9 protein-coding genes are annotated in these 11,991 nt (G+C 60.7%); 1 reads left to right on the forward strand and 8 read right to left on the reverse strand.

All coding sequences use genetic code 11. From position 1 onward, the window contains the following. Positions 1–46: 46 nt before the first annotated feature. The 6 genes from MRBLRC7O_RS16240 to MRBLRC7O_RS16265 are packed head-to-tail and all read right to left on the reverse strand — an operon-like array spanning position 47 to position 7,946. Positions 47–1,642 carry an ABC transporter substrate-binding protein gene (locus MRBLRC7O_RS16240; RefSeq protein WP_060726917.1) on the reverse strand — a complete coding sequence of 532 codons (1,596 nt, stop codon included), beginning with the start codon at positions 1,640–1,642 and terminating at the stop codon, positions 47–49. 43 nt (positions 1,643–1,685) lie between these two features. Beyond that, positions 1,686–2,819, reverse strand: coding sequence for an S-methyl thiohydantoin desulfurase family protein (locus tag MRBLRC7O_RS16245; RefSeq protein ID WP_013761623.1), 1,134 nt, complete (start codon positions 2,817–2,819; stop codon positions 1,686–1,688). Continuing rightward, entirely contained in the window at positions 2,812–4,368 is a 1,557-nt protein-coding gene (locus tag MRBLRC7O_RS16250) for a hydantoinase/oxoprolinase N-terminal domain-containing protein (protein WP_060726995.1), read from the reverse strand. Before MRBLRC7O_RS16250 ends, MRBLRC7O_RS16245 begins: the two co-directional genes overlap by 8 nt. Before the next feature lie 17 nt (positions 4,369–4,385). Next, entirely contained in the window at positions 4,386–6,032 is a 1,647-nt protein-coding gene (locus MRBLRC7O_RS16255; RefSeq protein ID WP_060726918.1) for an ATP-binding cassette domain-containing protein, read from the reverse strand. 4 nt (positions 6,033–6,036) lie between these two features. Continuing rightward, positions 6,037–6,918 (reverse strand): ABC transporter permease, encoded by an 882-nt coding sequence (locus MRBLRC7O_RS16260; RefSeq protein ID WP_060726919.1) that lies wholly within the window; start codon positions 6,916–6,918, stop codon positions 6,037–6,039. After that, positions 6,918–7,946 (reverse strand): ABC transporter permease, encoded by a 1,029-nt coding sequence (locus tag MRBLRC7O_RS16265; RefSeq protein ID WP_060726920.1) that lies wholly within the window; start codon positions 7,944–7,946, stop codon positions 6,918–6,920. Before MRBLRC7O_RS16265 ends, MRBLRC7O_RS16260 begins: the two co-directional genes overlap by 1 nt. Positions 7,947–8,082: 136 nt before the next feature. Here MRBLRC7O_RS16265 and MRBLRC7O_RS16270 point away from each other — a divergent pair, with 136 nt between their 5' ends. After that, positions 8,083–10,434: a helix-turn-helix transcriptional regulator gene (locus tag MRBLRC7O_RS16270; RefSeq protein WP_162690263.1), complete on the forward strand. Its 2,352-nt coding sequence runs from the start codon at positions 8,083–8,085 to the stop codon at positions 10,432–10,434. Positions 10,435–10,437: 3 nt separating this feature from the next. Here MRBLRC7O_RS16270 and MRBLRC7O_RS16275 read toward each other — a convergent pair whose 3' ends face one another. Together MRBLRC7O_RS16275 and MRBLRC7O_RS16280 are read right to left on the reverse strand one after the other, a co-directional pair. Continuing rightward, on the reverse strand, positions 10,438–11,148 hold the full coding sequence (locus MRBLRC7O_RS16275) for a ribonuclease activity regulator RraA (RefSeq protein WP_003506768.1): 711 nt from the start codon (positions 11,146–11,148) through the stop codon (positions 10,438–10,440). A 34-nt stretch (positions 11,149–11,182) separates the two neighbouring features. Beyond that, on the reverse strand, positions 11,183–11,980 hold the full coding sequence (locus tag MRBLRC7O_RS16280; protein ID WP_112539591.1) for an NAD-dependent epimerase/dehydratase family protein: 798 nt from the start codon (positions 11,978–11,980) through the stop codon (positions 11,183–11,185). Positions 11,981–11,991: the final 11 nt, after the last annotated feature.

Genomic DNA, 11,991 nt, shown 5'->3' on the forward strand with positions numbered 1-11,991 from the left:
TCATCGGCCCCGCCCTGCGGCGGGACCGCTTTTCATGGGACGGAGATCACTCCGCCTTGCAGTCCCAATGGAAGTTGGAGAAGTTCAGGTCCCAGCTCTGCATGGGAATGAACTCGTAACCCTGAAGGCACTTGTTCGCCGCATAACGGCGGTTCGGCGCAACCGCCCAGACATCCGGTTGAAGATCGGCGATCTTGGTCTGCAGTTCCTTGTAGGTTGCGTTCTGTTCGCTGGTATCGGTCGTGGCACGGACCTTGTCGATCAACCCGTCGATTTCCGCGTTCTGCAGCCATTCCATCGACATCCATGTGCCTGATGCCTTGGAATGATACTGGTTGTAGAACATCGCATCCGGCGACGGGTAGGTCGGCGAGATGTTCACCTGCGTCGATGCGGGCGTCGTATCGGGCTTGGAGGAAAGTTCCACGATGCGGTTCCACGGCTCCGGCTTGATATCGAGCGTGATGCCGATCTGCTCGAGGCTGGACTGCAAAAGCAGCGCCACTTCCGCCTCGAAGGCCAGCGAAGCGACATAGCTGTTGACGAGCGTGATCTTCTGGCCGGCATATTTCGACTTCGCCAGCTCTTCCTTCGCCTTTTCCAGATCGTAGACGCCGGGCTGGATATCGCCGTTATGCGCGTCCTTGAAAGCGTCGGAGAGCGGTCCCTGCATGTCGAAACCGGGATAGATCACTTCCTGGATCGTCTTGTAATCCGTTGCATAGGCAATGGCGCGACGAACGTGAACGTCGTCGGTCGGGTAAACCTTGGTGTTCAGCTTGATGACGAAACCGCCGGCGGTGCGGGTCTGGATGAGCTTGTAACCCTTCATCCGGCCGATGGATTCATAGGTGTCGTTGCCAAGACCGTGCGAGGAAAGGCCAAGTTCACCCTTTTCCGCAAGCGCCTTGACGGTGGCGTCGTCGCTCGTCTGAACGAAGCGCACTTCGTCAATCGGCTTGCCCTTGGTCCAGCCAAGGAAATAGTCCGCATTGCGGGCGATGACCATATCGGCAGAACGGTTGTAGCTGACGAGCTTGTAAGGGCCGGAACCGGCGGAATGTTCGCCCACATAGGCCTCGCCCCATTTGTCTTCGGGCTTGGCACTGGCTTCGATCAGCGTCTTGTTCATCGCCATCATCAGCGGCGTGGCCGCCATGAATGGCGAGAACTGGCGTTCGATCTTCATGACCAGCGTCGCATCGTCAGGCGCGGTGACGTTTTCGGGCTTCAGGACGCCGACGATGAGGTTCGACGGGCCCTTGTTGATGCCGAGCAGGCGCTGGATCGACCAGACGAGATCGGCAGCCTTTACCGCCGTGCCGTCCTGAAACTCCGCATCGTCGCGCAGGTGGAAGGTGTAGGTCAGGCCGTCTTCCGAAACATCCCAGGACTTCGCCAGATGCGGCACGATTTCGCCCTTGGCGTTCACCGTGGTCAGGCCGTCATACATGTTCACGATGGCCATGTAGCCGGTATAGTCAGTCACTTTCGCCGGGTCGAGCGAGCTGAATATCTGCATCGTGTTGACCGCGACCGAAACCTTGTCATCCGCAAAAGCAACGGAAGAAACAAGTGGCAACGCGATTGCCGTGCCGAGCGCAAGCAGGGCAAGGCGGGAAGAAAGTCCTGGCATTTTCATTGTCGTTCTCCTCTTTATTGCGGGTCATTTGCCCCGCTTATGGTTAGGCAGCCTTGCCGACCGGGACGGGCAGCGGTGAGAAAGGAATGTCCGGGTAACCGAAAGCCGCCGGTCCAACGACTTCGAGCGCGCGGGCGCTGCGCAGCAGATCGTGGCAGGGGATCGCGACCACGGCCACGCGCTGGCCGTAACGCAGGACTTCGGTGGTGATCGGGTAACCGGTATCGACATCGAGCAAGACGATCAGATCAGGGACGGTCACTTCCACCTTGCCGTCACGGCGGAACAGCAGGAATTCGTTCTGGATCGCCACGCTCGCCGTCTGGCCCGAGCAATCGTCGAAGCCGGAAAGCTCGACATCGCCCACGGCGAAACCGCCGCGCAGATGGCGTTTCAAATCGGTGATCTTGCCGTTGAAGATGCGCCGTCCGCCTTCAAGCGCGCAGACTGCCGCAATCGGGTCTTCCTGCTGCTTGCGGGCACGGATCACCGCCTCGCCGAGCGCGATCGCCTTGGTGTAGGTTTTCGGAATACCATACTGGTGCACGTAGTGGGCCTGCATCGGCGCGGTCGCCAGCATTGCGCCGCCGCCCTGAGAAACGACGCAGGCGCGGGCCATGCGCTCGTGCCAGACTTCGGAAACAGCGTGGCTGAAGATCACGGCATTGCCGTGCAGGTCGCACATCACCGATGGCGTCGAACTGTGGCCATAGATGGAGAAGGTCGTCATCTGCATCTCTGGGAAAGCCCGGCCCATGCCGTCGCAATCGAGGATCGGCAGGCCACCAAGCGCCGCCGTCACCAGCGGGTTCATGGAGTTCGAGCCGCCGATTTCCTCGCAGACGATGGCGTCTACCGGCGTGCGGATCAGCTCTTCCATGGCGCGCAGGCAACGCAGCCCCTCACGGCCCTCGCGAATGCGCTCCACGCCGACGACGGGGGCGCCAATGCCGCCGATGGACATGCAAAGCGCGTCCGGCTCGATGGCGTCTGTCGCAAGGATCTTCATCTCGTAACCGGCCTTCATGGCCTCGAGTGCAAGTAGCTTGCCCAGATAGGGATTGCCGCCGCCGCCGGTGCCGAGAATGCCCGCACCGATTTCCAGCGCGTCGAGATCTTCCCTCGTCAGCGTACGCAATGCCGCTTCGTCATATTTCAGCTTGCGCGTCTCAGCCATGATTGGCTCCCATTTCTCCAACGACTTTCACATGAATGCGGGTGGCATTGCCGGGCAGATAGGCAAGCGGCATATCCTCGCGCTCGATGACTTCCAGCGTTTCGGCCACTGCGCCAGCCGCAATCGCCTTTTCGCGTGCCTCGGCCTCCGCCTCCGCAAGCGCGCTTTCACGCGTGCGCCCCTCGATCAGCGAGAAGACGCGGTCCGTCTCGCCGCTAATCTGCGCGATCGCTGCACCCACGGCATTCGCCACCGCGAAATTCTCGGGGCGGATGACATCCAGATCACCGATACGGTCAGGCATGAGAATGGAGCCGCCGCCAACGGCGATCACCGGCACCGGTGATGACGAGATGCGGCTGCGCTCCACACAGGACTCGAGCATGTCGTTGATCTTTTTGACTGCGGCATCCACCAGCCGCTTGTCCAGAGTGGAAACCAGAGCCTTCTCGCCCACGTCCGCCTTGCCGGAGGCGACAGCGATATCGGTTGCAGTCAGGGTCGTGCCGCCGAAGCAGAGCGCCTCACGGCGGACGCGGTAACCGACTGATTTCGGGCCAACGGTGAGGCCATGTTCGCCATTGACCACCAGCGAGCCGCCACCGAGACCGATCGAGAACACATCCGGCATGCGGAAATTGGTGCGTACGCCACCAATATCCACCGTCGTGGACGCCTGGCGCGGAAAGCCGTGCGACAGCGAGCCGACATCGGAGGTGGTGCCGCCGACATCCACGACCACGGCATCCTTGAGGCCGGTGAGGAAAGCAGCGCCGCGCATGGAATTCGTCGGGCCGGAGGCGAAGGTGAGCACAGGGAAGCCGCGCACCACATCCGCCGCCATCAGCGTGCCGTCGTTCTGGGTGATGTAGAACGGGCAGGTTATGCCCGCTGCCTTCAGCGCCTCGCCGAAAGCGGCAACGGTGCGGTCCGCAAGCGAAAGAAGGCTGGCATTCATGATCGCAGCACTTTCGCGGGCGAGCAGACCATGCCGTCCGATATCCTTGGACATAACCACCGGGAGGCCGGGGCAGCGCTCCTGCAGGATATCCTTCGCCCGCACTTCCATCGCATCATTGATGCCGCTGAAGACGCAGGTGACGGCCGCGGCCTTCAGGCCCTTTGCGCGGATATCGGCGGCGATGCGGACAATCTCGTCCTCATCGAGGGCTGAGATTTCGCGTCCGTCGAATTCATATCCACCGCGGACCTGATAACCGTGGTTACCAACGATTTCCCGGAGGTCATCCGGCCAGTCGACCATCGGTGGCAGGCCGGCGCCGGACGGCAGGCCGATCCGGATGGCGGCGACCTCGTCCATATGCCGCCGCTCGATCACCGCATTGGTGAAATGCGTGGTGCCTATCATCACGGCACCGATGTGTGCCCTGTCGATGCCCGACGCCTCGATTACCTTTTCAAGGGCTTCGATGACACCTGATGTCACATCCTCGGTGGTGGAGGCTTTCACCCCCGCCAGAACGGTTTTATCCTGTAACACAACGGCATCGGTATTTGTGCCGCCGACGTCAATTCCAACGCGATACACGTCAGGCTCCTCTTTTATCAATCGGTCGTTTTTACGAGGAAGCGCATGCGCTCTTCCTCGGTCACGGTGGGTTTCAGACGCTCTTCCTCGTCGGTGACGACGGGGATCGCCGCGATTAACGCGCGGGTATAGGGATGCTCCGGCTCGGCAAAAACCGCAGACGTCACCCCTTCCTCGACGATCTCGCCGCGCAGCATGATGGCGATGCGCGAGCAGAAATTGCGCATCAGCGACAGGTCGTGCGAGATCATCAGATAGGTCAGGCCAAGCTCCTCCCGCAGCTGCAGCAGGAGGTCGATGACCGTCTTCTGCACCGAAACGTCCAGCGCCGCCGTCGGCTCGTCGAGGATGAGGATTTTCGGCTCGGCCGCCAGCGCACGGGCAATGGCGACGCGCTGCTTCTGTCCGCCGGAAAGCTCATGAGGATATTTGCCGAGATAGGATTGCGGCAGCCGCACCAGCCCCATCAGTTCCTGCATCCGGTTTTCGCGCGCCTGCCCATCCATGCCGATGGATTTCAGCGGTAGGGTAAGCGTCTGCCTGACGGTGCGCTTCGGATTGAGGGAAGTGCCCGGGTTTTGATAGACGATCTGAGTCAGCCGTTTGCCACGCCCCGGAGATGGGGCGTCGATGACGAGATTGCCGGAGGTCGGGCGCGAAAGGCCCATAATCATGCGGGCAACCGAGGTCTTGCCGGAGCCGGATTCACCCGCAAGGCCGAAAATCTCGCCATCCTTCAGTGTTATGTTCACGTCGCGCACGGCGTGGTAACCGTTACGCCTGCCGTAAATCTTGTTCAGCCCTTCGATGGTGACGATCGGCGGGCGCGTGCTTTGCGCCAGATCGGTGACGCGTGGGCCGTAGAGCGGCGGCACCGCATCCAGCAGCGAACGCGTGTAATCCGCAGCGGGAGCATGCAGGATCTGCGTGCAGGGGCCGGTCTCGACGATATCGCCATGGTGCATGACCACGACCCTGTCAGCCACCTTGCGCACGACGCCGAGATTATGGGTGATCATCAACAGCGCCATATTTTCTTCGGCAACCAGCTGGTTGATGAGATTGAGGATTTCATCTTGTGTGGTCACGTCGAGCGCCGTACCGGGCTCATCCGCGATCAGGAGCTTCGGCTGATGCAACAGCGCAAGCCCGATCAGTACGCGTTGGCGCATGCCTCCCGAAAGCTCGGACGGGTAGGCATTCATGACCCGCTCGGTATCGGCAAGCTGCACGCGGCGCAGAACCGCCGCGATGCGAGTACGGCGCTCTGCCTTGGACGAGTTGATGCCGTCACGCTTGTCGGCAAAGCGCATGACATCGTCGAGATGCGTGCCGATCTTGAAGACCGGATTGAAGGACGACAGCGGGTCCTGCATGATCAGCGAAAACGCCGTTCCCTTCAGCGCTTCGCGCTCCCTTCTCGGCATGGCAAGCACATCCCGGCCATCGATGACGACGGCGCCGGACGTGATTGCGGCATTCTTCGGCAGGGTGCCGATGATCGCCTTGGCGGTGACCGACTTGCCAGATCCGGTTTCACCGATCAGCGCCACGCGCTCGCCGGCGGCAACCGTGAAGGCGACATCGCGCAACACCTGCCGCGTGCGGCCATAATTGGTGAAAGTGACGTTGAGGTTTTCGACCTTGAGAAGCGGTTCAGTCATCGCTTTAGCTTTCCACGTCGAACATGTCACGCAGGCCGTCGCCCAGCAGATTGAAACCCAGCGTCACGTAAAGCACTGCCGCTCCGGGGCAGAGGACCTCCCACCAGAAATCCGGCATGAACTGGCGCCCGTCGGCAACCATCGATCCGAGGTCGGGAGTTGGCGGTTTGACGCCGAAACCGAGGAAGCTCAGCGTCGCACCGAAGAGGATGACAAAGGCGGCATCCAGCGTCGTCTTGACCGATATGACCGAGACGCAATTGGGCAGGATTTCGCGAAAGAGAATGTGCAACGGGCCGGCCCCGGCAAGACGCGCGGCCTCGATGTAGTCTTCAGAGGCGATGGACTTCGATACCGAATAGATCAGCCGCGCATGCCAGGTCCACCAAAGCAGCGTGATCGCGATCATGGCGTTCATCAGCGTCGGTTCCAAAAGGTTGGAGACCGCCAGCGCCATGACGAGCGGCGGCATGGCCAGCATCACATTCGTCAGGCCGCTGATGATTTTTTCAGTCCAGCCGCCGAAATAACCGGCCATCAGACCAAGCACCGTGCCGACGGGAACCGAAATGCCGAGCACACCGACAACAAGAAGAAGCGAGACCCTGAGCCCGAAAACGGTACGGGAAAAGATGTCGCGTCCAGCCTTGTCGGTGCCGAACCAGTGCTCCAGATCCGGCGGCATGTGACGCGCCCGGAAATCGACGACAGCGCCGATATGTTTGGGATAGGGTGTGAGCCAGGGCGCAAAGATTGCCAGAACCAGCACCGACAACAGGATCAGCGAACCGATGACCGCCGCCGGATTGCGGCTGAAGCGGTACCACATCATGTAACCAGCGCTTAAACCGCGATCGGTGGGTTCGAGCATTTTCATATCAGCCATCAGCGAGCCTCCTTGCGGCGCAGGCGCGGGTCGATGATCGAGATCAGGACATCAACGATCAGGTTCGCAACGATGAAGAACAGGCCGGCCACCAGCACCACGGCGGTCACGGCATTGAGGTCTTTCTGAAGGATGGAATTCAGTCCGTAGGAGGCAAAGCCGCCCCAGGCGAAGACCATTTCGATCACGAAGGCATTGCCTATCAGCGAGGCGAATTCGAGCCCCATGATCGTCAGCGGCGCGATGGAGGACAGCTTCAAGAGATAACGGAAGATGATGACCCGCTCCGGCACGCCGAAGCTTTGCAGGGTAAGCACGTGATCCTTGCGCTGGTTCTCGATCATCGAGGAACGCGTGATGCGGGTGATCTGGCCGATGCCGGCCATGGAGAGCGCAAAAGCCGGCAGTGCAAGGTGCTTCAGCGCATCCAGCACCACATCGAACCGTCCGACCAGCGTACCGTCGATCAGGAGGAAACCCGTCGGGCCACCCTGCCAGCCGAGCGCATGATCGATCCTGCCGATAATCGGCCAGCCGGAGACAAAGCGGGCGGCCAGCAATTGCAGCGTAATGGCGAAAAGAAAGCTCGGGATTGTCACGCCGGTGAGCGACAGGATGCGGCCGATATGGTCGAGCGGACGGTCGCGGTAATGCGCGGTGATGACACCGAGCGGGATGGCGACGGCAAACATGAAGATAACCGAGACCAGAACCAGCTCGACGGTGGCCGGAACGGTCTGTGCCAGATCCGTCGTGACAGAACGCTGCGACACCAGCGAGAAGCCGAGATCACCGTGCAGGGCATTGCCGATATAGTCGAGATATTGCACGGCCAGCGGCTTATCGAGGCCCATCTCACCGCGCAGCGCATCCACCTGTTCCTGCGTTGCCGCGGGGCCGAGCGCCATGCGGGCGGGATCACCCGGCACCACGCGGGCGAGAACGAAAATCATGATGGACAGGGCGATCATGACCAGCACGAAAGCGCCGAGCCTGTTCAAAATCGCGACCAGCGGATGTTGCTGCATCGGTGGAACGTTCCTTGTGCATCAGTTGCCTGAGCACAAGTTTTCACCACCACCCCTTTTGAACAATCTCTGAAAGGTATAGTTTTTTGAAAGATGAGTATAGGTTTTCAAGCTTAAATACCCTATCGCTTTGTGAATGACACTCCTGCCCCGCACCCGCCTCTGCCGCCGAATCGTCAGCGAAACCGCCGGCGTAATCTTTCTGCGCGCCCCGGCGGGCGCGGGAAAAAGCGTGCTGCTGGAAATGCTCGCAAAGGAACTGGGAACGCAGATATGCCGCACGCACCAGCCGCGAAGCGACGATGCAGCAAATGACTGCCTTCTATGGGACGTGCCGGTTTTCGCACGGGCGGTGCGCATGCCCGCCGCCATTCTGGAAACGGTGCGTTTTATGGTCATTGCCTGCCGCCCGGATCAACGGATAAGCGGACTGGCCCGGCAGATCCTGCATCGCGGTTCGCTTACCATCGGACCGGATGAACTGGCGCTAGGGCAAGATGAGACCGAAAGCCTCCCCCCTCAACAGCGGCGTCTGGTACTGCAGGATTATGCAGGATGGCCGGCCTTTCTGTCGCTTGCCCGGCATCCGGATGAAAAGCTGTGTGCCGACTATCTTCGGGAAAACTACCTGCCGCATCTTTCACCCGCCCAGACGGTTGAGCTTTCATTCTGGCTCGAAAACCCCTCCGCAGAACCCGAGGCGGAATGGACAGAACTGCTGCCGCCCTTCCTGACTGGAACCCCCGAAAATCACCCCACCCTAATACGGCTTCTCACCCTGGCTGCGCGAGAACGTCTCTCCACCTTGCAGGCCGGCAGCGCCGTGGTGGAGGTCGCATCGGCTTTTGAAAAGGCTGGACATGCGCTCCCGGCCATGGCGATGCTGCTCGACCGCGGTTATGAGACCCATGCCGCGCAAATTCTTGAACGCGCCCATGGCCGCGAACTGATCTACCGAAGCAGCGTCGACAGGTTTCGCGAGATCATCATGCGGTTTTCGCAGGACATGATCGCAACGAATGAAACCGTGCTCTTTGCCGTTACCCGCGCATTGCTGAAACAGGGTGAATTGCAGCGCGTGCGCCATCTGCTCGGCAAAAGCCTCGGATCGGATTATCTCGATCCGCTGAAGGTGCTCGCCCGTGGTTCGCGTTTTTCCTTTGCCGCCCGCACCTTCCGGCTGAACCTGATGATTGCCGAAGATCTGACGCCCAATGACGCGGTGATAACGCGTCTCGCCGAGTTCATGGCCGATTATCCCATGGACGATCACGGCAAGTGGGCGGCCTATTACAATGCACTGCTGGAATTTGAAATTCGCCGCCGTAATTTCCGCGAGGCGGAGGCGGCTGCTGCCCGTGCGCTGATCTATCTGCGCAAGATGGGCGGGCAGCCCCTGCTCGAATTCTTCATCCACCTGCACCAGATCGTGTTGCGGCTGATGAGCGGTGATGTGCTTCTGGCGCGTCACGCAGCACAGGAGGCCCGCGCGCGGCTGGAACAGGTGCCGCATGATGCGGTGCAGGAGTTCCGGATGCTGCGACTGGCGGAAGCCTGCCTTGCCTATGAGGCCGGAAAGCCCCGCGATCTCCTGCATTTCGTCGAACATGAATTCGATCATTTTGCTGCGGCCGAGATATGGCCGAGCCTCATGCAGTTCGCCCTGCATTATGCTTCGCAGGTGCTGATCGACCATTTTCCGATGACCGTTCGCCCGGGTTTTCTAGACGGTCTGTGGATTCATCTGTCGGAAGGGCTGCAATTTCATGCGATGATGGAAATCAGGACGGCCATCGCCTATCAGAACGCCAACCGCTGGGCGGATGCCGCTGCAACCCTTTCCGCGATCCGCATGCCGATGGGCCGCAACTGGGTGGAGAGCGCACATGACGACCTCTCCCGGCTGACGCGGCGCGATGAAATCGCCTATGTCATGGCCTGGCTGCGCGATGCGGTGCATCTTTTCACGCCGCGCGCCTATCTCTCCCGCCAGATCGACGCGATGATCGCCAACCCCAAGGTCACCAACCGCGAGAAAGTCGCGCTCAGAATATGGCAGAGCTATGCCGCGCACCAGCGTCGCGACAATGCCGCCGCCCGTGCCCATATTCTGACCGCGCTTGAATCGGCAACCCGCCTTGGCTGCAGCGGCGTCCTGTCGGAAGAGCGCGTCTTCCTATCACCGCTTCTCAACAATCGCCGCATCCGCAGTTTCATCGAAACCTCTTCCGATGTCCGCACCGCGCTGTCGATTTTCGCCGCCTCGGTGAATTCACCGCAGGCACGCGCCCTGCATGGCGGGCTTTCGCAGCGGGAAGCGCAGATGCTGCAACTTCTGGCCAGCGGCATGTCGAACAAGAAGATCGCCCAGACGCTTAACATTTCCGAAGTGACGGTGAAGTTTCACCTCGGCAACCTGTTCCGCAAGCTGGATTGCAAACGCCGCGCGGAGGCGATCCGCGCGGCGAAAGCACTGGGCTGGCTATAAGGTTCAGCGGTTGTTCTTCTTGCGCCATTCGGCAAAAGCCGTCTGGTGTTCTTCCTTGGTGCAGGGGTAAAGCCCGATGATCGTCTGGCCGGCCTTGACCTGCTCCACCACGAAATCTTCGTAAGCCGTCATTTCCACCGCCTCGGTCGCAACTTCGTCGGCAATGCCCGCGGGGATGACGATGACGCAATCCGCGTCACCAACGATGATGTCGCCGGGAAAGACCGGCGCATCGCCGCAGCCTATCGGGCCGTTGATTTCGATCGCCTCGTGTTTGGTCAGGTTGGTGGGGCTGGAAGGACGGGTGTGGTAAGCCGGAATATCCAGCTCGGCTATGGTGGCCGCATCACGGAAACCGCCATCGGAAACGATGCCCGCACCGCCGCGAACCATCAGGCGGGTCACCAGAATATCGCCGGCCGAGGCGGCGCTGGCATCCTTGCGGCTGTCCATGACAAGCACGTGGCCCGGCGGGCAGGTTTCGATGGCGACGCGCTGCGGATGGGCGGGATTGCGGAATTCGACGAGCTGGTTACGGTCTTCGCGGGCCGGCATGTAGCGCAGGGTGAAGGCCGGGCCGACCATGTTCTTGCCCTTGTAGCCCAGCGGGCGCACGCCCTGGATGACCTGGTTGCGCAGGCCGCGCTTGTAAAGCGCCGTCGCCAGGGTGGCGACGGAAATCGTCATCAGTTTTTCGCGCGTTTCATTGTTCATGTCTGTCTCCTCGCAATGGGCGGATGGATGTGTTTCAAGTTCTGTGAATGGGCTCGTCTATGAAGACGCCGCCCTGATATTTTGCGATCGCAGCCTCGGGATCGGGGCGCGGCACATCACGTTCGATTTCCGCGCGGTAGCGCGCGGCATTATCGCGCCGCTGCCAGCCGAGAAAATCGACATGGGAATTATCCCACCAGCTGTCATCATTGGCGGAAACGCCCCAGATGACCGGGCATCCAAGCTTCGGCACGCAGAAGGTGGCCTCGATCAGCGAAACGAAGTCGCCGTAGCTCAGCCAGGTCGACAGCATCCGCCAGTTGGAGGGCTTTTCTTCGCAAGAGCCAATGCGGACAATGGCCGTCTCCTGGCCGAATTTGGAATGGTAGAGGCTCGCCATCGCCTCGCCGAAAATCTTCGAGACGCCGTAGAGACCATCAGGCAGAAAGGGGGAATCGGGGGCAAGCTGTTTGCCCTGCGGGTAATAACCGATCGTGTGATTGCTGGAGGCGAAAAGAATGCGCGGCAGGCCGTTCAGCCGTGCCGCCTCGTAGAGATTGTAGACCCCGCGCAAATTGGCAGACTCAATCGGGTCGAAGGCCCTCTCGACGGAAACTCCGCCGAGATGAACGATGCCTTCGCAGCCCCTCACGAGATCATGGACCGCCTGCTCGTCCTCAAGCGCGCAACGAACGAGCTCTTCGTGAGATGCTGGTGAACCGAGATCAACGACGTCAGAAAGACGAATGATTTCGGCGACATGGCCAAGCCGCCCGCGCAGCATGCTGCCCAGCTTGCCGCCGGCACCGGTGATGAGCAATCGCTTCAACATGATGGTGCCCC

The sequence above is a fragment of the Agrobacterium radiobacter genome (genome assembly GCF_040801995.1).
GTDB lineage: Bacteria > Pseudomonadota > Alphaproteobacteria > Rhizobiales > Rhizobiaceae > Agrobacterium > Agrobacterium radiobacter.